This is a genomic window from Pseudomonas sp. SR18, assembly GCF_023701505.1.
Lineage (GTDB): Bacteria > Pseudomonadota > Gammaproteobacteria > Pseudomonadales > Pseudomonadaceae > Aquipseudomonas > Aquipseudomonas cyclaminis.
This window is the reverse complement of sequence record NZ_JAMQAU010000014.1, coordinates 95,720-121,569: the sequence shown is the minus strand read 5'-3', so window position 1 is coordinate 121,569 and position 25,850 is coordinate 95,720. Positions and strand designations below refer to the sequence as shown.

The following is a 25,850-nucleotide window of genomic DNA, read 5'->3' as shown; positions in this document are numbered from 1 at the left end:
CCATGCGCTTTATCACTGAGATCAAAACCTTCGCCGCCCTCGGCAGCGGTGTTATCGGCAGCGGCTGGGTGTCCCGCGCCCTGGCCCACGGGCTGGATGTGGTGGCCTGGGATCCGGCGCCCGGCGCAGAAGCGGCACTGCGCAAACGTGTCGCCAATGCCTGGGGCGCGCTGGAGAAACAGGGCCTGGCACCGGGCGCATCACAGGACCGCCTGCGCTTTGTCGCCACTATCGAAGAATGCGTAAAAGACGCGGATTTCATCCAGGAAAGCGCCCCGGAACGCCTGGAGCTGAAACTGGAACTGCACAGCAAGATCAGCGCAGCCGCCAAGCCCGATGCATTGATCGGTTCGAGCACCTCCGGCCTGTTGCCGAGTGAGTTCTACGAGGGTTCGACCCACCCGCAACGTTGCGTGGTCGGGCACCCATTCAACCCGGTGTACCTGCTGCCGCTGGTGGAAGTGGTGGGCGGCAAAAATACCGCGCCGCAGGCAATCCAGGCGGCGATCAAGGTGTACGAATCCCTTGGCATGCGCCCGCTGCATGTGCGTAAGGAAGTCCCCGGTTTTATCGCCGACCGGCTGTTGGAAGCGTTGTGGCGCGAGGCGCTGCACTTGGTGAATGACGGTGTGGCCACTACCGGCGAAATCGACGATGCGATTCGTTTTGGCGCCGGCTTGCGCTGGTCGTTCATGGGCACCTTCCTCACCTACACCCTGGCGGGCGGCGATGCCGGCATGCGCCACTTCATGGCGCAGTTCGGGCCGGCATTGCAGTTGCCGTGGACCTACCTGCCCGCGCCGGAACTGACCGACAAGCTGATCGACGATGTGGTCGATGGCACCCGCGATCAGTTGGGTGACCACAGCATTTCGGCGCTGGAGCGCTATCGTGATGATTGCTTGCTGGCGGTGCTGGAAGCAGTGAAAACCACCAAGGAAAAACACGGTATGACCTTCGCCGAATAACGGACAACTCACCATGCCTGCATTGATCACCTACACCACCCCAGTCCTCCCCGACTGGGTCGACTACAACGGCCACCTGCGCGACGCGTTCTACCTGCTGATTTTCAGCTACGCCACCGACGCGCTGATGGACACCCTGGGCCTGGACAGCGACAACCGCGAAGCCAGCGGCCACTCGCTGTTCACCCTGGAACTGCACCTGAACTACCTGCACGAGGTAAAACTCGGCGCCAAGGTTGAGGTGCACACCCAACTGATCGCCCACGACGCCAAGCGCCTGCACCTCTATCACAGCCTGCATCCAGTGGGCGAAGAACGGGAACTGGCGGGCAACGAGCAAATGCTCTTGCACGTCGACCTGGCCGGCCCGCAGTCGGCGCCGTTTACCGAGGCGACGCTGGGGAAAATCGCCACTATCAGCGCCTGGCAGGCCGACGTTCCGCGCCCCGCGCTCCTCGGCCGGGTGATTGGGTTGCCCCTGAAAAAATAGCCCCCCAAAAAAATAAGGAGCCACCATGCAAACCGTTGCCGACTTTCGTACCTACACGTTGATCAGCGACCTCGCCAACGCGCACGACACAAGTGCGAGGCGTGCCCACCCGGGAGCTGCAACCTGGGCCGCAATTTCTGCTTTGCCTCATTCATGAGGCTCATTGGCGCTAAACGCAGGTCCGAGAGTTTCAGAGAGAATTTCGGCGGCGTAAATCGCTGCCTGACGGGCAAAGTGGTTAGACGTTTCAACTGTGCCGACAGAGAGTTCACAAAAGTTCGCACCTGTCGACGTGGCAAGCTCCATCGCTATCAACGTTGCTACGACTTGAGAGTCATCGGCTTGGGCCCAAACAGAAAGCTTCCACCGATGGGCATTGTTGTTCGCCCCCCCATTGCCTCTTATCAACTCTCGCACTTTTTGCTGAGCACTCATGCATGCATATTCGTAGGCGTCCCGCACTTGTCGTCGAGAAGGTGAAGGGCATTCCACGGGATTGGAAGGTGGCGCTCGTTTATCGATGGCAGCAGCAATAAGGGGGGCTTTTCTTCTCAACCCCTCTAAGGTTAGCTCCTCGTCCTCATACATTTTCAGCCACTCACGACGCGACTTCAGCAACCGCTCGTCGTCTCGAATGGGAAGACTGGCCAACGTTTTTCTAGCGATTTCACGGAAGGCGACGGGAACCTCATCAGTCACCACAAGTTGCAGGGAGGGTAGCAATACTTCAAACCACCCTTCGCGCACATCAAAAGGATCCAGCAAATCAGCGGCGGGCGTCTTATTTTTTGAGCTGTTCAGCCAGCCTGACATGTACCGGTAATTCGACCACTCATAAGCGAGTGTCATGTCCTCATTACAACTGACAAAATGATCGACCGTTCCATCCGGGATCCACATTGCGCCAAACGCGCAACGATCAGAAAAACCCTCGGCCAGTAGAGGTTTGAACGCTGTCCACAAATCTCTAGGACGCTCTTTATCCGGATTCTGTAAAAGCCACTCCCTACCTTTTTCCCGGCACTTTTCATGAAAAAGAGCAGGTTCATCAATTGGATTTGGCGTCGGAATCATTTTTTAGCGCCCCCGTTGTTCTCTACAGTGACGATCCAGCGAGGCCAGAATTGATCGAAGTCCGGCAATACCCTTTTCAACTCTTCATGAATCTCTTTTTCAGTGTGCAGGTGAGGTGCAAGTAAATGCTTGTCACCGCGCATCCAGGCTTCCGCAGATTCAATTGCTTTTTCGGCTTCGACAGATCGGGCCTGTTGCAGGCCAAATGATTCGGAAACCAGCCAATTCACCACATCACCTTGTTTGGCCCAGCGTTCTTTAGTGATTTTTGCCTCATGTCCATGCAGGTTGATATTGAAAATTGCATCTTCACGCTCATCAAAATCAGGTTCGACGGAGGCAAGTACCAAAGGTGAATGAGTAGCTACTATCAGTTGTACGGCCACTTTCTCACCTGTCATAGCTTGAACCACCTTCAGTATCGCCGGGACGATGCGACGCTGCCATTGAGGGTGAAGATGGCACTCCACCTCATCAATCAGAAAAATAACTTCTTTTGCGGGATTGATTTTTCTTTGCTTGCAGGCTCGCTTGTGTCCATTCCAAGTCCATACCAGCATGTAGGCTAATGCTGCGATCCGACGCATGCCTGCGGACGCATGAATCAAGGGAACATCTTGACCATAAGGCATCCTCAAAGTCGGATATTCAGTCTCGTCGAGCGCCCCTATATAACATGGCTCTCCGGGCAGGAGCTGCTCAACACCTGACGGTGAAAGCGCGTCCAGAGCTATCGTCAACTCGTGGAATGATGAATCGTTGGTAGTGCGTTGCCAGCGAACCCAGTCATGAATCAATCCATTGCAGATATTGGTGCCTTTTTCTGAGATGGCCCCTTTCCAGACCTGGTCAGGCGAAAAGTTGAAGGCACGAATCTTCTCCTCTGACTCAGCCGTCTGATCGCTCCAATAGTTACGCGCTGGATCCCATGCTGAGAAACTGCCGTCGACCCCTGCATAAATCACCACACCGGGAATAGAAGGGCGTGCTTTCTGTTGACGCCAGACACCATCAACGAAGGGAACCTCACCTTCCTTGTCGCCATCGGTCACCTTGCTGAAGGCGAAGCGGATGCTCGGAGCAATAGAGCTTTCACGGGGAATGGCTTCTGCCCCTCTTGCCCAGGTCCGAGTCAACACCCACCAGGCCGCATCCAGCAAAAAACTCTTACCAAGTCCGTTGTCTCCGGTGATGAAGTTCAAACGAGGGGCAAACTCAACGGGACCGAATTTTTCAGCAGGGCCGACGCCTTTAAGTGACAAGATCTTTAGCATTGCACTACCTTCCGTTTTGCCTACGAAACTGAGGTTTAATCACATGCGTGAGATTCAGTTTGTTATCCAGAGAGTTCATTTGAATATGATCAAACAAGCTGTGGAAATATAGGCATTCCTGTATTTAATTTTGGACAATGCTAATGCCAAACAAGGACCGGTAGCTATCCCAGACCTGTAACCAGCAGGAAAAGAGACATTTGAACAAAAAAAGCCCCGATCCAGCCGTGACTGGATCGGGGCAGAGGTGCCTTGTGAGAGCGTTACATCCCGAGGGTGACCAAACCATCAAGCTGTGTGCCTGGGTGCAGTGTGCCGGTAAGTGCCGTCGGCAAATGGCCCGAAAACGACACGCTCATAGCCATCTGAGGCATTCGCGCATTCTGCCCTTGCCGACCGCCGGAGTGGCTACCAGAATCGAGGTCGAACCCCGCTCCCCTCACCAGGATAAACGTCATGATGCATGCGGATTTGATTGATCAGGATGACCTGCTGGGCCAACTGCGCTCACTGGGTTTCGAAGTCTCCAGCGGCTCTACTGCCGAGCAGGCCTGTGAATGTGCCGTACGCGGTTTGAGCGAAGCGCGGGCCAAGGCGCTCAAGGGTATGGTTGAGCAGATGTACACCGGCAGCGCGACGATTTTGCCGGCGGTGCGTCAGGCGATTGATAAGCAGCTGTTGCCGGCTTTGGTGCAGTTCAAGCAGAACTCTGGCGCCTGATAGACCGCTATCGGGGGCAAGCCCCCTCCCACATTTTGACCGCATTCGCATGTTGAAACTCGGTCAACTATGGGAGGGGGCTTGCCCCCGATGCAGGCGACTCGGTCTAGAGCCTCACACTGGCAAAAGTCGACTCATTGCGCGCCTGGCTCAACGCCGACATCGGCCCCGCCAACGGTGCCAATACCAGCGCCTGCGGAATCGGCATCATCGCCACCTGCTGGGTGGTGTTGGAACCGACGCGCTCATCCCGTGGCGGAATGCCGAAGTATTCGCGGTAGCACTTGGAGAAGTGCGGCGTGGAGACAAACCCGCACACCGAGGCGACTTCGATGATCGACATCGGCGTCTGCTTGAGCAGTTGCCGTGCGCGAATCAGGCGCAGCTTGAGGTAGTAGCGCGACGGCGAGCAATGCAGGTATTTCTGGAACAAGCGCTCCAGCTGGCGCCGCGACACGGCGACGTACACCGCCAACTCGTCCAGGTCGATCGGCTCTTCCAGGTTGGCTTCCATCAGCGCGACGATTTCCTGCAGCTTCGGCTGGTTGGTGCCAAGCATGTGCTTGAGCGGCACACGCTGGTGATCCTGTTCGTTGCGGATGCGCTCGTACACAAACATCTCGGAAATGGCGGCCGACAGTTCACGGCCGTGGTCGCGGCTGATCAGGTGCAGCATCATGTCCAGCGGCGCGGTGCCGCCGGAGCTGGTGAAGCGGTTGCGATCGAGGGTGAACAGGCGGGTGCTCATGGCCACACGCGGGAAAGCTTCCTGCATCGACGCCAGGCATTCCCAGTGCACGCTGCAATCAAAGCCGTCGAGCAAACCGGCGCAGGCCAGGGCCCAACTGCCGGTACACACGGCGCCAAGGCGACGGGACTGGCGCGCCTGGCTTTGCAGCCACGACACGTGTTCACGGGTAACGGTGCGCTGGATACCCACGCCGCCGCACACGATCACCGTGTCCAGGGCCGGGGCTTTGTGCATGGAGGCATCGGGGGTGATTTGCAGCCCGTCGCTGGCCCAGACCTGGTTGCCGTCGACACTCAGGGTTGTCCAGCGATACAGCTCGCGGCCGGACAGTTGGTTGGCCATGCGCAGCGGTTCCACGGCCGATGCCAGGGAAATCAGCGTGAAATTGTCCAGCAGCAAAAAGCCGATGGATTGAGGCGCACGGTTCTGGGGTTGGGCCCCTGAGTTGAACGACGTCATCGCGGTATCTCCTCACACAAAGCGGGTGATGGCCTCAGGCGAGGCTCTTGTTATTGCGCTCTTCGTCGGTAAAGAAGAGAGGCTTTGAATGGATAGAGCAAATGCCGTGCCTAAAATTGAATGGCTATTCAATAAATCCTGAAAACGACCTGTTGATGCCTCTATATAAGCCCGCGCGGGAAGTACGGGATATGGCTTGAAATGATGTAGGAGTAGGTCCGCTCAAGGGGCGTGAGCAGAACGGTAGCACTTGTGGGAAGGCGCTTTGAGGCGTGTGGGATAAGCCTGTCACCCCAAGCACGGGCGACAGCAGGTCGAGGGAAAATCGTTTGGAAGCTACTTATCTGTTTGCGACGCGCTAAAAGGTGGCGCTTTTGGCTTGGGTGTTCACTTTATGAGCAGTGTTGGGCGGACTACCGCTATCGGGGGCAAGCCCCCGATTAGCAGCAACTCGGTCTCAGCACTCCACCGCGCTGACCGCCAAGCCACCCCGCGACGTCTCTTTGTACTTGTCATGCATGTCCGCGCCGGTATCGCGCATGGTGCGGATCACCCGGTCCAGGGAGATAAAGTGCTGCCCATCGCCACGCAAGGCCATTTGCGCCGCGTTGATCGCTTTCACCGCCGCAATCGCGTTGCGCTCGATGCACGGCACTTGCACCAGCCCGCCCACCGGGTCGCAGGTCAGGCCGAGGTTGTGCTCCAGGCCGATTTCGGCGGCGTTGCACAGTTGTTCCGGCGTGGCGCCGAGGATCTCGGCCAGCCCGGCCGCGGCCATGGCGCACGCGGAACCCACTTCACCCTGGCAGCCGACTTCGGCGCCGGATATCGAAGCGTTCTTCTTGCACAGAATCCCCACCGCCGCCGCGCTGAGCAGGTAGTCGACCACGTTGGCTTCGGTGACTTCGTCGCTGAATTTCATGAAGTAGTGCAGCACGGCCGGAATAATCCCCGCCGCACCGTTGGTAGGGGCGGTGACCATGCGACCACCGGCAGCGTTTTCTTCGTTGACCGCCAGGGCAAACAGGTTGACCCACTCCATGGCGCTCAAGGTCGAGCCGATCACATTGGGTTTGCCCAGCTCCTGCAAACTGCGGTGCAACTTGGCGGCACGGCGACGCACATTCAGGCCCCCAGGCAGGATGCCTTCGTGCTTGAGGCCCTGCTCCACACAGTCCTGCATGGCGCGCCAGAGTTTCATCAGGCCGCTGCGGATTTCTTCTTCGGAGCGCCAGACCTTTTCATTGGCCATCATCAACTGGGCGACGCGCAGGTTGTGGGTCTTGCACAGCTGCAACAGCTCCACCGCGCTGGAAAAGTCATAGGGCAGCACGGTGCGGTCCATGTCCGCCACGCCGCTTTGCGCCTGGGCTTCATCCACCACAAAACCGCCGCCGACCGAGTAATAAGTGTCGCGGTACAACTCGCCGTCATCACCGGACACCACCAAGGTCATGGCATTGGGGTGAAAGGGCAGGTTTTCGTCGAGCAGACGCATGTCCCGTGCCCACACGAATGGCACCGGCAAACGCCCGTCCAGCAGCAGGGTGTCGGTTTCGCGCAGGGTGTGGATGCGCACGCCGATTTGCCCGGGATCGATTGCGTCCGGCCATTCGCCCATCAGGCCCATGATCGTGGCGGTGTCGCTGCCGTGGCCGATGCCGGTGGCCGACAACGAGCCATACAGCTGAACTTCGACGCGCCGTACTTGTTCCAACAATTCACGTTCACGCAGTGCCTGGACGAACAACGCCGCGGCGCGCATGGGGCCGACGGTGTGAGAACTCGAAGGCCCGATGCCGATCTTGAACAGGTCGAAAACGCTGATAGCCATTAACGTGAAACTCCTCGATAAGCACGGGCCGGGCTTGAACGAGCTGCTACGCTCAGATCGCCCAGATGGCGGCATCATCAAGGTTTTATCTGCCGTCACGGCGTCTCACACCGACGCACCCATGCTCACCAGCGTCGCACGCGTGCGAACACCTGTTTTGGCCGTTTTCAGCGGTGCAGATGGGCAAAAACTGCGGTTTTACCTTGGGAAAAACCTGTAAGCGACGTCACCGACACTGGATACGACCCTCCCTGTACTGGATACGACGCCCCCTGTAGGCGTCAGATTTTCACTGGTACATGATCAGTCTCGACTCGTTGGCAAGGCACCGTGGCAGAGCTGTTGTCGCACGCTCCAACCGCAACCCTTATAAAGCGCGGCGCAAGCCGCCAGAAAAAACACAGGAGTCTACCCAGATGAAAGGTTCACCCTCGTTGTTGTTGGCCGCCATGCTGAGTCTGCCAGTCATGGCACACGCTGCAGAACCGGAACAGTGCAAGACCGTCAACTTCTCCGATGTCGGCTGGACCGACATCACCGTCACCACCGCGACCACCAGCGAAGTCCTCAAGGGCCTGGGCTACAAGCCGCGTACCACGATGATTTCGGTACCGGTGACCTACAAGTCCCTGGCCGACGGCAAGAACATGGACATCTTCCTCGGCAACTGGATGCCGACCATGGAAAACGACATCAAGCAGTACCGCGATGCCGGCACCGTGGAAACCGTGCGCGCCAACCTGGAGAACGCCAAGTACACCCTGGCGGTCCCCGAAGCGCTGTACAACAAGGGCCTGAAAGACTTCGCCGATATCGCCAAATTCAAGGATGAGCTGGGCGGCAAGATCTACGGCATCGAGCCGGGTAACGACGGCAACCGCACCATCCAGACGTTGATCGACAAAGACGCCTTCGGCTTGAAAACCGCCGGTTTCAAAGTGGTCGAATCCAGCGAAGCCGGCATGCTCTCCCAGGTTGAGCGCGCCTCCAAGCGCGACCAGGCCATCGTGTTCCTCGGCTGGGAACCGCACCCGATGAATACCCGCTTCAAGATGAAGTACCTGACCGGGGGTGACGATTCGTTCGGCCCCAACTACGGCCAGGCCACCATCTACACCAACGTCCGCAAGGGCTACACCCAGGAATGCAGCAACGTTGGCCAATTGCTGAAAAACCTGTCGTTCACCCTGAACATGGAAAGCACCCTCATGGGTAACGTCCTGGACGACAAGATGAAGCCCGATGCAGCGGCCAAGGCCTGGCTGAAGAAAAACCCGCAAGTCCTCGACACCTGGCTCGCCGGTGTCACCACCGTTGACGGCCAACCTGGCCTTGCTGCCGTAAAAGCGTACCTCGACAAGTAAGTAACGCCGTTGTCCCCGGGGCGGTGCGCTGTCCCGGGATGTTTTCCCTCTTCGCATGTGGACATTCACTACCATGCTGACTGAACAGAAAATCCCACTAGGCCAGTACATCGCTGCCTTCGTCGAATGGTTGACCCAACACGGCGCCAACTACTTCGACGCAATCGCATCGACACTGGAAACGATGATCCACGGCGTGACGTTTGCGCTGACCTGGTTCAATCCGCTGGCATTGATCGGTCTGATTGCGCTGCTGGCTCACTTTATTCAACGTAAATGGGGACTGACTGTTTTTGTCATTGCCTCCTTCCTGCTGATCCTCAACCTGGGGTACTGGCAGGAAACCATGGAGACCCTGGCGCAGGTGCTGTTCGCCACCCTGGTCTGCGTGGTCATCGGCGTGCCGCTGGGCATTGTTGCCGCGCACAAACCGATGTTCTACACCATGATGCGGCCGGTGCTCGATCTGATGCAGACCGTACCGACCTTCGTCTACCTCATCCCTACCCTGACCCTCTTCGGGCTGGGTGTGGTGCCTGGGTTGATCTCCACGGTGGTGTTCGCGATTGCCGCGCCGATCCGCCTGACCTACCTGGGTATCCGTGATGTACCGCAAGAGTTGATGGACGCCGGCAAGGCCTTTGGCTGCTCGCGCCGTCAGTTGCTCTCGCGCATTGAACTGCCCCACGCCATGCCGAGCATTGCCGCCGGCATTACCCAATGCATCATGCTGTCGCTGTCGATGGTAGTGATCGCCGCGCTGGTCGGCGCCGATGGCCTCGGCAAGCCGGTGGTCAACGCGCTGAACACCGCCGACATCGCCCTGGGCTTTGAAGCGGGCCTGGCGATCGTGCTGCTGGCCATCATGCTCGACCGCATCTGCAAACAACCCGACGCCAAAGTAGGGGGTGATGCATGAGCATTATCCGATTCGACAATGTCGATGTGATCTTCTCCAAAGACCCACGCGAAGCCCTCAAGCTGCTGGACCAGGGCATGAGCCGTAACGAGATCCTGAAAAAGACCGGGCAGATCGTCGGCGTGGAAAAAGCCAGCCTGGATGTACAGAAAGGCGAAATCTGCGTGCTGATGGGCCTGTCGGGCTCCGGCAAGTCGAGCCTGCTGCGCTGCATCAACGGCCTCAACACCGTCAGCCGTGGCCAGTTGTTTGTAGAGCATGAAGGTCGCCAGATCGACATCGCCTCCTGCACCCCGGCCGAGCTGAAAATGATGCGCACCAAGCGCATCGCCATGGTGTTCCAGAAGTTCGCCCTGATGCCGTGGCTGACGGTGCGCGAAAACATCAGCTTCGGCCTGGAAATGCAGGGCCGTCCCGAGAAAGAACGGCGCAAGCTGGTGGACGAGAAACTTGAGCTGGTGGGCCTGACCCAGTGGCGCAACAAGAAGCCGGACGAGCTCTCGGGTGGCATGCAACAGCGCGTCGGCCTGGCCCGCGCCTTGGCGATGGACGCCGACATCCTGCTGATGGATGAACCCTTCTCCGCCCTCGACCCGCTGATCCGCCAGGGTTTGCAGGACGAGTTGCTGGAACTGCAACGCAAGCTGAGCAAGACCATCGTGTTCGTGAGTCACGACCTCGACGAGGCGCTCAAGCTGGGCAGCCGCATCGCGATCATGAAAGACGGCAAGATCATCCAGTACAGCGTGCCGGAAGAGATCGTACTCAACCCGGCGGACGACTATGTGCGCACCTTCGTCGCGCATACCAACCCGCTGAACGTGCTCTGCGGCCGCAGCCTGATGCGCACGCTGGACAACTGCAAACGTGTGAACGGTTCGGTGTGCCTCGATCCGGGCGGCGACTCGTGGCTGGACCTGGCCGAAGGCAACACCATCCAGGGCGCTCGCCAGAATGGCGTGGTGATGAACCTGCAGAACTGGGCGCCGGGGCAAGCGGTTGAAGGTTTAGGCCGGGTGCCGACGCTGGTGGACTCGAATATCGGCATGCGCGATGCGTTGCAGATTCGCTACCAGACGGGGAATAAGCTGGTGTTGCATGACAACAACAAGGTGGTGGGGATTCTGGGGGACAGCGAGCTGTATCACGCCCTCCTCGGCAAGAACCTGGGCTAAAAAACACTGCAAACCCAATGTGGGAGGGGCAAGCCCCCTCCCACATTTGAAATCAATGGTGTCAGTGAGGACACCACAAGGCTTTCAACTATCAGCTATAGACACGGCCAAGGAGCTGCCGATGGCTTTCAAACTGATCGAGCACGTCCCGGGTAATCTGCTCCTGGGCGAAGCCCATCAGGTCGTACTCTTGAGGCCCGTTGTGCAGGTACACCTCGGCACGGTAATAGCGGGTGCGTTCTTCTTCAGGCAAGTCGCTCGGCGCCGCCGAGTAAGCGTCCAGGCTCACTTCGTAGACAAACGGGTTGCCCTCTTCCATCTCGATCCGCACACCGATGCAGCGCTTGGATTTACCCAGCAGCGTCTGCACTTCCAACCCCTGATCACGCAGCGCAATCGCGGCTTCTTCCAGCGCCGGCGTTACGTGCTTGTCCATAAAGCGCTGCACGGTGGCCTGGCTCGGTTGCAGGTCCAGGGCGGTCAAACGCTCGCTGAAACCACGACGCCCACGTTCAGCCAATTGCGCCTGCTCCTGTTCGATCGCCGCGTCCTGGCGCATGGCCTTGTGCAAACCGAACATGAAGAAAATCAGCACCACCGAAAACGGCAGCCCCGCCAACACCACCATGGTTTGCATGGCTTCGAAGTTGCCGGCAAACAGCAGGCCGATGGTCACCAGGGTGATCACCGCCGACCAGAAGATCCGCAGCCAGTGCGGCGCATCTTCATCCACGTTGCCGCCTTTGCACGAAAGGTTGGCCATCATCACCGCGCCGGAATCCGCCGGGGTCAGGAACAGCACGAAGCCCACAAAGATCGACACACCGATGACAATTTTCGACGCCGGGTAGTGCTCCAGCAGTTGGTAGATCGCCATGGACGGTTGTTCCAGGGCCGTCTTGCCCAACTCCACCGCCCCCTGGTTCAGCACCAGGTCCAGCGCCGAGTTACCGAAGATCGACAGCCACGCCAGGGTAAAGCCCAGCGGGATCAGCAGCACGCCGGCCACCAGTTCACGCACCGTACGACCACGGGAAATACGCGCGATGAACATGCCTACGAATGGCGCCCAGGAAATCCACCAGGCCCAGTAGAACAGGGTCCACAGGCCCATCCAGCGCTCGGTCTTCTCACCGTCGCCTTCGTACACATACAGGTCGAAAGTTTTCAGCACGATGCCGTTGAGGTAGTCACCGGTGTTCTGCACCAGGCCATTGAGCAGGTGCAGGGTCGGGCCGAACAGCAGCACAAAGATCAGCAAACCGCTGAACAGCACGATGTTGAGGTTGGACAAGCGACGAATGCCGTTCTCCACACCCGACACGGCGGCGATGGTCGCCACGGTGCTCATCACGATGATCACGATCAGCAGGTTGGTGTTGCTGTGTTCCATGCCGAACAGGTTTTCCAGCCCGGACGACACTTGCAGCGAGCCAATCCCCAGGTTGGTCACCAGACCCAGCAGGGTCACGAACATGCCGAAACCGTCCACCGCGTGGCCGGCCGCGCCTTTGACCCAGCGCTCGCCCATCAGCGGGTACAACGCCGAGCGCAAGGCCAGCGGCTGGTTGTGGCGGTAGGCAAAGTAGGCCACGGCCAGGCCGACCAAGGCATAGATCGCCCAGCCATGCAGGCCCCAATGCAGGAAGGTCAGTTGCAACGCCTGACGCGCCGCACCATTGCTGGCGGCCGCGCCTTCGGGCGGGTTGAAGTAGTGATCCAACGGCTCCGAGGCGCCGAAGTACAGCAACGAGATGCCGATGCCCGACGAGAACAGCATGCCGGCCCAGGCGCCGTAGCTGAAATCCGGGGTGTCGTCCTTGCTGCCCAGTTTCAACTTGCCGTAGGACGAAAACGCCAGGCCCACCACGAATACCAGGTAAGCGGCGATGACCACCATGTAGTACCAGCCGAAGCTTTTCGACAGCCACGCCTGGGCAATGCCGAGCATGCGCCCGGCCTCCTGCGGGGCGATGATCAGGATGGCGGTCAACAACAGGATCAGCGCGGTGGAGGTGTAGAACACCCAACCGTTGACCCGCACCTTTTCCGGCGGGGTCTTTATAAGAGAGGCAGAACTCATGGCGCAGATGCTCCGGGCAGTGCGAGAGAGAAACACAAGGCAACGGTTATCCCAGGCCATCGATTTTTCGGCAGTCGACGGACGGGTGTTATAAAGACACCCCGAAAATTCTTGCGCCCCGTCGATGCGGTGCCAGGCGCTCAGGTGGCCTGTTTCAAGGGTTTTCCAGGTGTCAGATGTCGCAGCTCCCGGGTAGGAAATACCTGTAGGCAGCGACCATTTGTCGCAGAGCTTATTCTTTGTTGATTGAACGTTCAATCAAAACAAAATAGACTGGCCATCAAGCCGACGGACGTTCATCGCCCATCGGCAGGCCTAAGGAGAGGTGCTACATGCCCAAGGTCGGTATGCAACCCATACGCCGCCAGCAGTTGATCGAAGCCACGCTGACGGCCATCGATCAGGTCGGGATGGGCGATGCCAGCATTGCGCTGATCGCCCGTCTGGCCGGCGTTTCGAACGGCATCATCAGTCACTACTTCAAGGACAAGAACGGCCTTATTGCAGCGACGATGCGCTACTTGATGAACGCGCTGATTGAGAACGTCCACGAACGCAGGCTTGCGCTCACGGACGACAGCCCACGGGCACATCTTCAGGTGATCATCGAGGGCAACTTCGATGCCAGCCAGGTCAACGGCCCGGCAATGAAAACCTGGTTGGCCTTCTGGGCCACCAGCATGCACCACCCGTCATTGCACAGGTTGCAGCGGATCAACGATCAACGTCTGTATTCCAACCTGTGCTGCCAGTTCCGCCGAACGCTGCCGCTGCCGCACGCACGCAAAGCAGCCCGAGGCCTGGCGGCCCTGATCGACGGTTTGTGGTTGCGCGGCGCCCTGTCGGGAGACGCTTTCGACACAGCGCAGGCGCAACGGATCGCTTACGAATACATGGATTTCCAATTGGCCAAGCAGGTGAGTTAGAGCACACATAACCGCTCAACCCCTGAACTGCCGTCGCTCAGTGTTGCCACACCCTTATGGCCCACTTGGCGGCGGTCAACGCCAACCACTTATGCACTTGCGAGGACTTTATGGCCCGTTTCGAACTGCAAAAACTCTACATTGACGGCGGCTACAGCGACGCTGGCAGCGATGCCACCTTCGAAGCCATCAACCCGGCTAACGGTGAAGTTCTCGCCCAAGTGCAACGCGCAACGAAAGAAGACGTTGAACGTGCCGTGGTCAGCGCCGAGAAAGGCCAGAAAATCTGGGCCGCCATGACCGCCATGGAGCGTTCGCGCATCCTGCGTCGTGCCGTCGACATCCTGCGCGAGCGCAACGATGAGCTGGCCGCCCTGGAAACCCTGGACACCGGTAAAGCCTTCTCCGAAACCAAGTACGTCGACATCGTCACCGGCGCCGACGTGCTGGAATACTACGCAGGCCTGGTGCCGGCCATCGAAGGCGAGCAGATCCCGTTGCGCGACACTGCCTTCGTCTACACCCGCCGCGAGCCGCTGGGTGTGGTTGCCGGTATCGGCGCGTGGAACTACCCGATCCAGATCGCCCTGTGGAAATCCGCACCGGCCCTGGCTGCCGGTAACGCGATGATCTTCAAGCCAAGCGAAGTGACGTCGCTGACCACCCTGAAACTGGCCGAGATCTACACCGAAGCCGGTGTTCCAGACGGTGTGTTCAACGTCCTGACCGGCAGCGGCCGTGAAGTCGGCACCTGGCTGACCGAGCACCCGCGCATCGAGAAAATCTCGTTCACCGGCGGCACCGACACCGGCAAGAAAGTCATGGCCAGCGCGTCGAGCTCTTCGCTCAAAGACGTGACCATGGAACTGGGCGGCAAGTCCCCACTAATCATCTTCGACGACGCCGACCTCGACCGCGCCGCCGATACTGCGATGATGGCCAACTTCTACAGCTCCGGCCAGGTCTGCACCAACGGCACACGCGTGTTTGTTCCAAAGCACCTGCAAGCAGCCTTTGAAGCCAAGATCGTCGAGCGTGTTGCGCGCATCCGCGTCGGCAACCCGGAAGACGAAAACACCAACTTCGGCCCGCTGGTCAGCTTCGCCCACATGGAAAGCGTGCTCGGCTACATCGCCAAAGGCAAAGAGCAAGGCGCCCGCCTGCTGTGCGGCGGCGACCGCCTGACCGACGGCGACTTCGCCAAAGGCGCGTTCGTGGCACCGACTGTGTTCACCGACTGCACCGACGACATGGTGATCGTGCGTGAAGAAATCTTCGGGCCGGTGATGAGCATCCTCACCTACGAGACTGAAGAAGAAGTGATCCGTCGCGCCAACGACACCGACTTCGGCCTGGCTGCCGGCCTGGTCACCAAGGACCTTAACCGCGCCCACCGCGTGATTCATCAGTTGGAAGCCGGTATCTGCTGGATCAACGCCTGGGGCGAGTCCGACGCGAAAATGCCGGTCGGTGGCTACAAACAATCCGGTGTGGGTCGTGAGAACGGCATCAGCTCGCTGAACAACTTCACCCGCATCAAATCGGTACAGGTTGAGCTGGGCGATTACGCCTCGGTGTTCTAACAGATCCGGGATTCGCCTTTGTGGTGAGCGGGCTTGCCCCGCGCCGGGCTGCGCAGCAGCCCCATCCCGGACACCACTGTTTGACTGACCTGACCATCTCCAAAGAGGGTGCATTTATGTCCCAAGAATACGACTACATCATTGTGGGTGCCGGCTCTGCCGGTAACACCCTGGCGACCCGTCTGACCGAAGACGAAGGCGTCACCGTCCTGCTGCTGGAAGCCGGCGGCCCCGACTACCGCATGGACTTCCGTACCCAGATGCCCGCCGCCCTGGCATTCCCGCTGCAGGGCCGCCGCTACAACTGGGCCTACGAGACCGATCCAGAGCCACACATGGACGGCCGCCGGATGGAGTGCGGTCGCGGCAAAGGCCTCGGCGGCTCCTCGCTGATCAACGGCATGTGCTACATCCGTGGCAACGCCATGGACTACGACAACTGGTCGAAGCTGCCAGGCCTGGAAAACTGGACCTACCTCGACTGCCTGCCGTATTTCCGCAAGGCCGAAACCCGCGATATCGGCCCCAACGACTGGCACGGCGGCGATGGCCCGGTCAGCGTGACCACGCCTAAAGCCGGCAACAATCCACTGTTCCACGCCATGGTTGAAGCTGGCGTGCAGGCCGGTTACCCGCGTACCGAAGACTTGAACGGCTATCAGCAGGAAGGTTTCGGCCCGATGGACCGCACCGTCACGCCGAACGGCCGTCGTGCCAGTACCGCACGCGGTTACCTGGACACCGCCAAGAAGCGTTCGACCCTGACCATCGTCACCCACGCCCTCACCGACAAAGTGCTGTTCGAAGGCAAGCGTGCCGTTGGCGTGCGTTACCTGATCGGCGCGGCTGAAGAGCGCGTTGAAGCCCGTGCGCGCAAGGAAGTGCTGGTGTGCAGCGGCGCAATTGCCTCGCCGCAACTGCTGCAACGCTCCGGCGTCGGCCCGGCCAAATTGCTGGAAAGCCTCGACATCCCGGTGGTCCACGACCTGCCCGGCGTCGGTGAAAACCTGCAGGACCACCTTGAGCTGTACCTGCAATATGCGTGCACCCAACCGGTGTCGCTGTACCCGTCGCTGCTCTGGTACAACCAGCCGGCGATCGGCGCCGAATGGCTGTTCAACGGCACCGGTATCGGCGCCAGCAACCAGTTCGAAGCGGGCGGTTTTATCCGTACCCGTGAAGAGTTCGAGTGGCCGAACATCCAGTACCACTTCCTGCCGGTCGCGATTAACTACAACGGCAGCAACGGCGTGAAAGAGCACGGTTTCCAGGCGCACATGGGCTCCATGCGTTCGCCGAGCCGTGGCCGCATCCAGCTGAAGTCGAAGAACCCACGGGACTACCCGAGCATCCTCTTCAACTACATGGCCACCGAGCAGGACTGGCAGGAATTTCGCGATGGCATCCGCCTGACCCGTGAAATCATGCAACAGCCGGCGTTGGACCAATACCGTGGCCGCGAAATCAGCCCGGGGATTGAGGTGCAAACCGATGAGCAGTTGGACACGTTCATCCGCGAGCACGCCGAGACCGCGTTCCACCCGTCCTGCTCGTGCAAGATGGGCACCGACGAGATGGCCGTGGTCGATGGCGAAGGTCGCGTGCATGGCATGCAAGGCCTGCGTGTGGTCGATGCTTCGATCATGCCGATCATCACCACCGGCAACCTGAACGCGCCGACGATCATGATCGCCGAGAAAATCGCCGACAAGATCCGTGGCCGCCAGCCATTGCCGCGCAGCACGGCTGACTACTATGTAGCAGGCGGTGCGCCGGTGCGCGGCAAGCCGATGCGTGAGATTGCGCAGTAACTGATAGACCGCGGCGCTTCTATCGGGGGCAAGCCCCCTCCCACACTTTGATTTGTGAATACATTCCAAATGTGGGAGGGGGCTTGCCCCCGATAGGGCCCGAACAAACAACGCACAACCACCTCCCTTGATCAGCTCCCAGCCCAGGCCTACTCTGTCTGCCTGCCTGCGCTGAGCCGCCCACAAGGAAGGCCCCATGTTCGACCACCACGCCACACTCAAACGGCACTTCAGTGCCCTGCGCACCTGCGCCGAGTTCTTCTCCCTGCGCTACGTGCGCGAATCCGGCCAGTACCTGTCGGTGCGCAAGAACGTCGCCGAACCGCCCCACTTGAGCCACGACGAAGGCGCCATGCTCACCGTGCGTCTCAACGGTGTCGAAGCCTACGCCGCGACCAACGATATCTCCCTTGCCGGCCTGCAAGCCGCCCTTGAGCGTGCCGAACAGCAAGCCCGGCAGATCAAGCCTCACGCCCTGCTCGACCTGCGCGACCAACACGTGTCCAGCGACGTGGCCGACTACCTGTCGCCCGATCTCAGCCAGCCCTTCCCGTCCCTGAGCGACTGCTACCAACTGCTCGGCGACGAATCGGCCGCCGTGCCCAGGGATGAGCGTCTGGTCAGTTGGGATGTAAGCCTCGGCCTGACCCATGTCGAGCAGATCTACCTCAACACGGCCGGCGCCGAACTGCGCCAGGCCCAGCGTTTTGTGTTCCCCGGCGTCAACGTCACGGCCTTCGACGGCAACGACAGCCAGACCCGCACGCTCGGCGGCAGTAACTTCGGCCAGCAAGGCGGGTTTGAGGTGATCAACCGCTTCGGCCTGGTCGGCGCCGCGCCGCGCATTGCCGACGAAGCCCTGCAACTGCTGCTCGCGCCGAACACGCCCCAAGGCCCGCGCGACCTGCTGCTGATGCCGGACCAGATGATCCTGCAGATTCACGAGTCCATCGGCCACCCACTGGAGCTGGACCGTATCCTCGGCGACGAGCGCAACTACGCCGGCACCAGCTTTGTGAAGGCCAGCGACTTTGGCCACCTGCAATACGGCTCCAGGCTGCTCAACGTGACGTTCGACCCGGACATTCCCGAGCAACTCGCCAGCTACAGCCATGACGACGACGGCACCGCCGCCAGCAAGCAATTCCTGATCCGCGAAGGGCTGTTGATCAAGCCATTGGGTGGAGCGCTGTCGCAATTCCGATCGGGCATGAGCGGCGTGGCCAACAGCCGCGCCAGCAGTTGGAACCGCGCACCGATCGACCGCATGGCCAACCTGAATATCGAGCCCGGTGACAAGAGCCTCGCGCAGTTGGTGGGCGGCATCGAAAGCGGCATCCTGATGTCGACCAACCGTTCCTGGTCCATCGACGATGCGCGCAATAAATTCCAGTTCGGCTGCGAATGGGGCCAGTTGATCGAAAACGGCGAACTCAAGGGCGTGGTGAAGAACCCCAACTACCGGGCGATTTCCGCGCAGTTCTGGCGCAAGCTCAGCGCCGTGGGTGACGCCAGCACCTCCAAGGTGCTGGGCACGCCGAACTGCGGCAAGGGTGAACCCAACCAGGTGATCCGCGTCGGCCACGCCTCGCCAGCCTGCGTATTCAGCAACGTAGATGTATTTGGGGGAGATGCCTGATGAACAACTTCACGGCATTGGTGCAGTGGCTCAAGCAAGCCATCACCGACAAGGAACAATTTCACCTGGGCTACGCGGCGGAATCGTCCGAGTTCGTGCGCTTCAACCACGCCAAGGTGCGGCAGGCCGGGCAAGTGCAGCAGGCCAGCCTCAACCTCAAATTGATCAACGATGGCCGCCATGCCGACCTCGGCATCACCCTGGCCGGCGAGCCTGAGCTGGATCGCCAGCGCCTCGCCGCCGGCCTGCAACAGCTGCGCGAAACCTTGCCGCTGCTGCCTCTCGACCCGTATCTATTGCTCAACCAGAACGCCTGGCACAGCCACAACGAACAGGCCCAGCCGTTGCCCGACCTGGGCCTCGTACTGGAGGACATCAGCCAGGCTGCCGACGGCGTGGACCTGGTCGGGATCTATGCCGCCGGGCCGATCAGCCGTGGCTTTGCCAGTTCCGACGGAGCCTTCGGCTGGCACCAGGCCAATAGCTTCAACTTCGATTTCAGCCTGTTCCATGCCAACGGCGAAGCGGTAAAGGCCAGCTACGCCGGGCATACCTGGGACAGCGCGGAATTCGCCCGCCGCTTGCAACAGGCCCGCGACCAGCTTGAGTTCCTCGACCGGCCGCTGCATACCCTGCCACCCGGAGAGTACCGCGCCTACCTGGCCCCGGCGGCATTGGAAGAAATCATCAGCATCATCACCTGGGGTGGTTTCTCCGCCCAGGCCATCGCCAGCAAAGGCAGCTCGCTGCAAAAACTGTACGCCGGTGAGCAACACCTCAGCCCGCTGGTAACGGTGAGCGAACAGATCAGCGGCTCCCTGAGCCAGGCGTTTTCCAGTGAGGGCTACCCGCGCAGCGATGTCACGCTGATCAACGCCGGCAAGGCCGACGGCCAACTGGTGAACTCGCGCAGCGCCGCCGAATATGACCTGAGCGCCAACGGCGCCGGCAGCGACGAATCCCCCAGCGCCTTGCAGATGGCCGCAGGCAGCCTGGCCCAGGCCGAGATCCTCAAGCAGTTGGGCACCGGCCTGTACATCAGCAACCTGTGGTACCTGAACTACTCCGACCTGCCGGCCGCACGCCTGACCGGCATGACGCGCTTCGCTACGTTCTGGGTGGAAGACGGCGAAATCAAGGCGCCGGTCAGCACCATGCGTTTTGATGACAGTGTCTACAGCTTGCTGGGTTCGCAGTTGGAAGCGCTTACCGCCGAGCGCGAGTTGCTGTTGTCGGCCAGTACCTATGGGCAGCGCAATACTGCGTCCAACCTGCTCCCCGGCGCCTTGGTAAAACGCCTGACGCTAACCCTCTAAACACTGCAAACCCAATGTGGGAGCCGGATTGCCCCCTCCCACATTGCTTAGCGTGATTTCAGAGACTTCGTTTCACCTATTCCTACCGCCAAATCCCATCTCACACGTCTCCCCGTGCAGCCTGTTGTCGCCTGCAAAAAACCTCGTTATAACGGTTAGTGGCATACCGCCACACACCGGAAGTGATGCGATGAACCATGGAAGTTTCGTCATACAAAAGCTGTTCAAACACTACAACGTTCACGTGGAGCAACTGGGTCACGACCCGCAAAAGAAGACGGTGCTGATGGTCAATGGCGCGCTGTCCACCACGCGTTCCTTCGCCCGCACCAGCAAATGCCTGGCTGAGCATTTCAATGTACTCATGTTCGACTTGCCATTCTCCGGCTACTCCCGCGAGCACAACACCGACCTGGACCTGGTGACCAAGGACGACGAAGTACAGATGCTGCGCGCCCTGGTCGAGCGTTTCGAGGTCAACCACTTGGTGTCGGCCTCCTGGGGCGGCATCTCCACGCTGCTGACCCTGGCGCACAACCCGCCGTCCATCGAAAGCTCGGTGGTGATGGCCCTGGCGCCCAACCTCAATCAAGCGATGCTCGACTATGTGGAGCGTGTGCGCGTGCTGATCGAGGCCGATGACAAGTCCGCCGTCGGCCACTTGCTCAACGAGACGGTCGGCAAATACCTTTCGCCCCGGCTCAAACGCAACAACCATCGGCACCTGTCTACCATGGCCACCACCGAGTACCGCCAGGCGCGCTTTCATATCCATCAGGTGCTGGGCCTGGGCGACGGCAACTACCTGCCCGCACTGCGGCAGATTGAAACGCCGGTGCATTTCCTCAACGGCGCCCTGGACGAATACACCCCCGCCGCCGAAGCCAAGTTGTTCAAGCAGTACGTGGCGCGCAGCAGCTTTGCCGTGGCCGAGCACACCGGCCATTTGCTCGATCTGGAGTCCCGCGAGGCCGCGTTGTCGGTGCACCGCGCCCTGCTGAATTACCTGGTGGGTGAGCACGCGACGTTGTCGGACTTAGACGAACCGCCAGTGGGAAAAAGCGCGACGGATGGCGCATAATCGCCAACACATAGCCTGCTAACAAAAGGGTTCCCATGCCGAATCGCGTCCCGCTCGATGCCAAGACCGCCCGCTGGCTCCCCTGGGTGGTGGCGATTGCCTTCTTCATGCAGTCGCTGGATGGGACGATTCTGAACACCGCACTGCCGGCCATGGCGCGGGACCTCGCCGAGAACCCGCTGCGCATGCAAGGCGTGGTGATCGCCTACATGCTCACCGTCGCCCTGCTGATCCCTGCGTCGGGCTGGATCGCCGACCGCTTCGGCACCAAGAAAATCTTCTTTGGCGCGATCATGCTGTTCAGCATCGGCTCCTTGCTGTGCGCGTTGTCCAGCAGCCTGACCATGCTGGTGGGGGCGCGGGTGGTCCAAGGCTTGGGCGGTGCGTTGATGCTGCCCGTGGGCCGGCTTGTAGTCTTACGTGCTTACCCACGTTCCGAGCTGGTGCGGATCATGGGCTTCATCACCATTCCCGGCCTGCTCGGCCCCTTGCTCGGCCCGACCATGGGCGGCTGGATGGTGCAATACCTGACCTGGCACTGGATCTTCCTGATCAACCTGCCGGTGGGCATGATCGGTTGCTACGCCGTGTGGAAATTCATCCCCGACCTGCGCGGCAGCGAGCGTACGCGCTTCGATGGCATCGGCTTCCTGCTGTTCGGCGCGGCGATGGTGCTGATCACTATCGCCATGGAAGGCCTGGGCGAACTGCACCTGCCGCACCTGCGGGTGATGTTGCTGCTGTTCGGCGGGCTGGCGTGCCTGGCGGCGTATTGGCTGCGGGCCGGGCATATCGACAATGCGCTGTTCTCGCCGGTGCTGTTCAAGACGCGCACCTTTGCCGTGGGCATTCTGGGCAACCTGTTCGCCCGGCTGGGCAGCGGCGCGCTGCCGTTCCTGGTGCCGCTGCTGTTGCAGGTGGCGCTGGGCTATTCGCCGTCGCAGGCCGGCATGAGCATGCTGCCCCTGGCGGCGGCGGCGATGTTTGCCAAGTCGGTGGCGCGGCCGCTGATCGAGCGCCTGGGTTATCGCATCGTGCTCACCGGCAACACGCTGGCGCTGGGCCTGATGCTCGCCAGCATGGGCCTGGTCACGGAACAAACGCCCTACCCGTTGCTGCTGGGCATGCTCGCGGTGCTGGGGGCGATCAACTCCCTGCAATTTACCGCGATGAACACCGTGACCCTGATCGACCTCGACGACGCCCAGGCCAGCAGCGGCAACAGTTTGCTGTCGGTGGTGGCGCAATTGTCCCTTAGCCTGGGCGTGGCCTGTGCCGGTGCGCTGCTCGGCGGGTTTACTGCCGAAGCGGGCAATGATGGAGTGGACAGTATCCTCGGCGCCTTCCAATTAACCTTCCTCACCGTGGGCATCATGGCGATGCTGGCGGCGGCGATCTTCCTGCAACTGTCGCCAAAAGACGGCAAACGGGTGGCCAACCCGGACCAACATATCGAGCATTAACCGGCGGCTCGTCTAGAACTTGCAGGGAAATTCCCACGGTACTGGTACACTGCGCGACATTTTGTTTTGCAGAGCCAGTCCCGTGACCACCATCGCCACCGCTTTTAATACTTTGCCGCTCTCCGCCGCCATGCTGGCTAACCTCGACTCGCTGGGTTATGTCGAGATGACGCAGATCCAGGCGCAAAGCTTGCCGGTGATCCTCAAGGGGCTGGACCTGATTGCCCAGGCCAAGACCGGCAGCGGCAAGACCGCAGCCTTCGGCATCGGCCTGTTGAACCCGATCAACCCGCGCTACTTCGGCTGCCAGGCGCTGGTGATGTGCCCGACCCGTGAACTGGCCGACCAGGTCGCCAAGGAAATCCGTCGCCTGGCCCGTGCCGAAGACAACATCAAGGTCCTGACCCTGTGCGGCGGCGTGTCCCTCGGCCCGCAGATCGCGTCCCTTGAACACGGCGCCCACGTGATCGTCGGCACTCCGGGCCGCATCCAGCAACACCTGCGCAAAGGTTCGCTGGTGCTGGACGGCCTGAACACCCTGATCCTCGACGAAGCTGACCGCATGCTCGACATGGGCTTCTACGACGCCATCGAAGACATCATCAGCAAGACCCCGCCACGCCGCCAGACCCTGCTGTTTTCGGCCACCTACCCGGTGAGCATCAAGCAGTTGGCGTCCAAATTCATGCGCGCACCGCAGCAAGTGAAGGCCGAAGCCTTCCACTCCGATGACCAGATCGAGCAGCGTTTCTTCGAGATCTCGCCGGAAGAACGCATGGACGCCGTGACCAAGGTGCTGGCGCACTTCCGCCCGGCCTCCTGCGTGGCGTTCTGCTTTACCAAGCAGCAAGTGCAGGAAACCGTCGACCACCTGACGGCCAAGGGTATTTCCGCCGTTGGCCTGCATGGCGACCTGGAACAGCGCGACCGTGACCAGGTGCTGGCGATGTTCGCCAACCGCAGCACCTCAGTGCTGGTGGCCACTGACGTCGCCGCCCGTGGTTTGGACATTGATGCGCTGGACATGGTGATCAACGTCGAACTGGCCCGCGACTCGGAAATCCACATCCACCGCGTTGGCCGGACTGGCCGTGCGGGCGAGACCGGTATCGCCATCAGCCTGGTGGCGCCGTCCGAAGCGCACCGCGCCCAGGCCATCGAGCAACTGCAGAAGTCGCCACTGAACTGGGACCAACTGGACAACCTCAAGCCGCAAAGCGGCGGTCCGTTGCTGCCGGTGATGAGCACGCTGTGCATCGCCGCTGGCCGTAAAGACAAGGTGCGTCCGGGCGACATCCTCGGTGCACTGACCGGCGACGCCGGCATCCCCGGCGCTCAGGTCGGCAAGATCGCGATCTTTGACTTCCAGGCGTTCGTGGCCGTGGAACGTGGCATCGCCAAGCAGGCGTTGCAGCGCTTGAATGACGGCAAGATCAAAGGCCGTTCGTTGCGCGTGCGCATCCTGTAAGAAATCTCCAACCCAATGGAGATCCAAATCAGAATTTGCATGAGGACACCGTTTTGCGCTCGACCGAAGTTGTGATCATTGGCGCCGGCGCCGCAGGCTTGATGTGTGCGCTGACCGCCGCCGGGCGTGGGCGCAAGGTGATGTTGATCGACCACGCGAACAAGGCCGGTAAAAAGATCCTGATGTCCGGCGGTGGCCGCTGCAATTTCACCAATATGTACACCGAGCCTGCCAACTTCCTCTCGCACAACGCGCACTTCTGCAAATCCGCCCTGGCCCGCTACACCCAGTGGGATTTCATTGGGCTGGTGGCCAAGCACGGCGTGCCGTATCACGAGAAGAAGCTCGGCCAGCTGTTCTGCGATAACAAGTCCAGCGACATCCTCGGCATGCTGCTCGACGAGTGCATCCAGGCGGGCGTGAACATGCACCTGGACACTTCGGTGCAGGAAATCGCCAAGGTCGACAGCGGTTATCAATTGCAGACCACCTTGGGCGAACTGCGCTGCGAATCCCTGGTGATCGCCACCGGCGGCTTGTCGATTCCGACCCTGGGCGCCACCGGTTTTGGTTATCAAGTGGCCAGGCAATTCGGCCACGAACTGCTGCCGACCCGCGCAGGCTTGGTGCCGTTCACCATCACCGATCAGCTCAAGGACTTGTGCGGCGAGTTGTCCGGCACCTCCGTGGATTGCCTGGTCAGCTGCAACGACCAGAGCTTTCGCGAGAACATCCTGTTTACCCACCGTGGCCTGAGCGGGCCGGCGATCCTGCAGATTTCCTCGTATTGGGAATCCGGCGACACCGTGGAAATTAACTTGCTGCCCGACCACGACGCCCACACCTGGCTGCAACAGCAACAGGCCGAGCGCCCCAACAGCGAGCTGAAAACCCTGCTGGGTGAGATCTTCACCAAGAAGATGGCCAACCTGCTGGCAGAGACGTGGTTTGCGTCCAAGCCGATGAAGCAGTACACCCACGCGGAGATCGCCGACATTGCGCAAAAGCTGGGCAGTTGGCAGCTGGTGCCGGCGGGTACCGAGGGTTATCGCACCGCCGAGGTGACGTTGGGCGGGGTGGATACGCGGGAAGTGTCGTCCAAGACCATGGAATCGCTGAAAAGCCCTGGGTTGTACTTCATTGGTGAAGTGCTGGATGTGACCGGGCACTTGGGTGGGTTCAACTTCCAGTGGGCGTGGGCGTCGGGTTACGCTGCTGCGCAGTACGCCTAGAGGATGTACTCGGTCAAATGTGGGAGGGGGCTTGCCCCCGATGGCGGTGTATCAGTCAAAGATGTTCTGGCTGACACACTGCTATCGGGGGCAAGCCCCCTCCCACATTTTGATTTGAGGTGTGCCAGGGAATAAATTGCAGTGAGATGTGATCACCACCCTTGCCGTGGCGTCCTTGATAGCTCAATTTAACGGCATCGTCCCGGAAGACTCACGACTT

General features: G+C 60.3%; 21 protein-coding genes. 16 read left to right on the top strand and 5 right to left on the bottom strand.

Translation table 11 applies throughout. From position 1 onward, the window contains the following. Positions 1 to 2: 2 nt before the first annotated feature. Both NDJ82_RS20215 and NDJ82_RS20210 read left to right on the top strand, forming a co-directional pair. Entirely contained in the window at positions 3 to 968 is a 966-nt protein-coding gene (locus tag NDJ82_RS20215; RefSeq protein WP_099585765.1) for an L-carnitine dehydrogenase, read from the top strand. Between the two features lie 13 nt (positions 969 to 981). Beyond that, entirely contained in the window at positions 982 to 1,458 is a 477-nt protein-coding gene (locus NDJ82_RS20210) for a thioesterase family protein (protein WP_250926159.1), read from the top strand. Positions 1,459 to 1,605: 147 nt separating this feature from the next. On the opposite strand, the gene NDJ82_RS20205 is transcribed toward NDJ82_RS20210, so the two are convergent. Continuing rightward, positions 1,606 to 2,532 (bottom strand): hypothetical protein, encoded by a 927-nt coding sequence (locus tag NDJ82_RS20205; protein WP_198426412.1) that lies wholly within the window; start codon positions 2,530 to 2,532, stop codon positions 1,606 to 1,608. Continuing rightward, entirely contained in the window at positions 2,529 to 3,806 is a 1,278-nt protein-coding gene (locus tag NDJ82_RS20200; protein WP_191959335.1) for an AAA family ATPase, read from the bottom strand. Before NDJ82_RS20200 ends, NDJ82_RS20205 begins: the two co-directional genes overlap by 4 nt. Positions 3,807 to 4,262: 456 nt before the next feature. On the opposite strand from NDJ82_RS20200, the gene NDJ82_RS20195 reads away from it, so the two are divergent. Further along, positions 4,263 to 4,526, top strand: a complete 264-nt coding sequence (locus tag NDJ82_RS20195) for a hypothetical protein (RefSeq protein WP_017735989.1) — start codon at positions 4,263 to 4,265, stop codon at positions 4,524 to 4,526. A 106-nt stretch (positions 4,527 to 4,632) separates the two neighbouring features. Here the strand turns inward: NDJ82_RS20195 and gbdR are convergent, their stop codons facing one another. Together gbdR and NDJ82_RS20185 are read right to left on the bottom strand one after the other, a co-directional pair. After that, positions 4,633 to 5,736 carry a choline metabolism transcriptional regulator GbdR gene (gbdR, locus tag NDJ82_RS20190; RefSeq protein ID WP_099585767.1) on the bottom strand — a complete coding sequence of 368 codons (1,104 nt, stop codon included), beginning with the start codon at positions 5,734 to 5,736 and terminating at the stop codon, positions 4,633 to 4,635. A gap of 457 nt (positions 5,737 to 6,193) precedes the next feature. Further along, positions 6,194 to 7,570, bottom strand: coding sequence for an L-serine ammonia-lyase (locus NDJ82_RS20185; RefSeq protein ID WP_158876711.1), 1,377 nt, complete (start codon positions 7,568 to 7,570; stop codon positions 6,194 to 6,196). A 4-nt stretch (positions 7,571 to 7,574) separates the two neighbouring features. Between NDJ82_RS20185 and NDJ82_RS20180 the strand changes: the two genes are divergently transcribed. The 4 genes from NDJ82_RS20180 to choV all read left to right on the top strand — a co-directional run bounded on the left by NDJ82_RS20180 (position 7,575) and on the right by choV (position 11,028). After that, positions 7,575 to 7,790 (top strand): hypothetical protein, encoded by a 216-nt coding sequence (locus NDJ82_RS20180; RefSeq protein ID WP_143522468.1) that lies wholly within the window; start codon positions 7,575 to 7,577, stop codon positions 7,788 to 7,790. A 196-nt stretch (positions 7,791 to 7,986) separates the two neighbouring features. Beyond that, a complete protein-coding gene (locus tag NDJ82_RS20175; RefSeq protein WP_099585769.1) occupies positions 7,987 to 8,934 on the top strand; it encodes a choline ABC transporter substrate-binding protein in 948 nt (315 codons plus the stop codon). Positions 8,935 to 9,007: 73 nt separating this feature from the next. Further along, a complete protein-coding gene (gene choW, locus NDJ82_RS20170) occupies positions 9,008 to 9,853 on the top strand; it encodes a choline ABC transporter permease subunit (protein WP_010207125.1) in 846 nt (281 codons plus the stop codon). Then, positions 9,850 to 11,028, top strand: a complete 1,179-nt coding sequence (choV, locus tag NDJ82_RS20165) for a choline ABC transporter ATP-binding protein (protein ID WP_099585770.1) — start codon at positions 9,850 to 9,852, stop codon at positions 11,026 to 11,028. The genes choW and choV overlap by 4 nt, the downstream gene beginning before the upstream one ends. Positions 11,029 to 11,119: 91 nt before the next feature. Here the strand turns inward: choV and NDJ82_RS20160 are convergent, their stop codons facing one another. Next, on the bottom strand, positions 11,120 to 13,054 hold the full coding sequence (locus NDJ82_RS20160; RefSeq protein ID WP_250926185.1) for a BCCT family transporter: 1,935 nt from the start codon (positions 13,052 to 13,054) through the stop codon (positions 11,120 to 11,122). Between the two features lie 389 nt (positions 13,055 to 13,443). Between NDJ82_RS20160 and betI the strand changes: the two genes are divergently transcribed. From betI to NDJ82_RS20115, 9 genes are all read left to right on the top strand, one after another. Further along, positions 13,444 to 14,037, top strand: a complete 594-nt coding sequence (betI, locus tag NDJ82_RS20155; protein WP_032884029.1) for a transcriptional regulator BetI — start codon at positions 13,444 to 13,446, stop codon at positions 14,035 to 14,037. 110 nt (positions 14,038 to 14,147) lie between these two features. Continuing rightward, the gene (gene betB / locus NDJ82_RS20150) at positions 14,148 to 15,620 is read left to right on the top strand and encodes a betaine-aldehyde dehydrogenase (protein WP_099586236.1); all 1,473 of its coding nucleotides are present in this window, start codon (positions 14,148 to 14,150) and stop codon (positions 15,618 to 15,620) included. A gap of 116 nt (positions 15,621 to 15,736) precedes the next feature. Next, positions 15,737 to 17,431 (top strand): choline dehydrogenase, encoded by a 1,695-nt coding sequence (gene betA, locus NDJ82_RS20145; RefSeq protein ID WP_099585772.1) that lies wholly within the window; start codon positions 15,737 to 15,739, stop codon positions 17,429 to 17,431. A gap of 196 nt (positions 17,432 to 17,627) precedes the next feature. After that, the gene (locus NDJ82_RS20140; protein WP_250926158.1) at positions 17,628 to 19,070 is read left to right on the top strand and encodes a TldD/PmbA family protein; all 1,443 of its coding nucleotides are present in this window, start codon (positions 17,628 to 17,630) and stop codon (positions 19,068 to 19,070) included. Beyond that, entirely contained in the window at positions 19,070 to 20,386 is a 1,317-nt protein-coding gene (locus tag NDJ82_RS20135; RefSeq protein ID WP_099585774.1) for a TldD/PmbA family protein, read from the top strand. Before NDJ82_RS20140 ends, NDJ82_RS20135 begins: the two co-directional genes overlap by 1 nt. Before the next feature lie 190 nt (positions 20,387 to 20,576). Beyond that, entirely contained in the window at positions 20,577 to 21,467 is an 891-nt protein-coding gene (locus NDJ82_RS20130) for an alpha/beta fold hydrolase (RefSeq protein WP_250926157.1), read from the top strand. 35 nt (positions 21,468 to 21,502) lie between these two features. Beyond that, positions 21,503 to 22,930, top strand: a complete 1,428-nt coding sequence (gene mdtD, locus NDJ82_RS20125) for a multidrug transporter subunit MdtD (protein ID WP_099585776.1) — start codon at positions 21,503 to 21,505, stop codon at positions 22,928 to 22,930. Positions 22,931 to 23,060: 130 nt separating this feature from the next. Beyond that, the gene (dbpA, locus tag NDJ82_RS20120) at positions 23,061 to 24,398 is read left to right on the top strand and encodes an ATP-dependent RNA helicase DbpA (protein ID WP_244643590.1); all 1,338 of its coding nucleotides are present in this window, start codon (positions 23,061 to 23,063) and stop codon (positions 24,396 to 24,398) included. Between the two features lie 53 nt (positions 24,399 to 24,451). Beyond that, positions 24,452 to 25,630 carry a BaiN/RdsA family NAD(P)/FAD-dependent oxidoreductase gene (locus NDJ82_RS20115; protein WP_250926156.1) on the top strand — a complete coding sequence of 393 codons (1,179 nt, stop codon included), beginning with the start codon at positions 24,452 to 24,454 and terminating at the stop codon, positions 25,628 to 25,630. Positions 25,631 to 25,850: the final 220 nt, after the last annotated feature.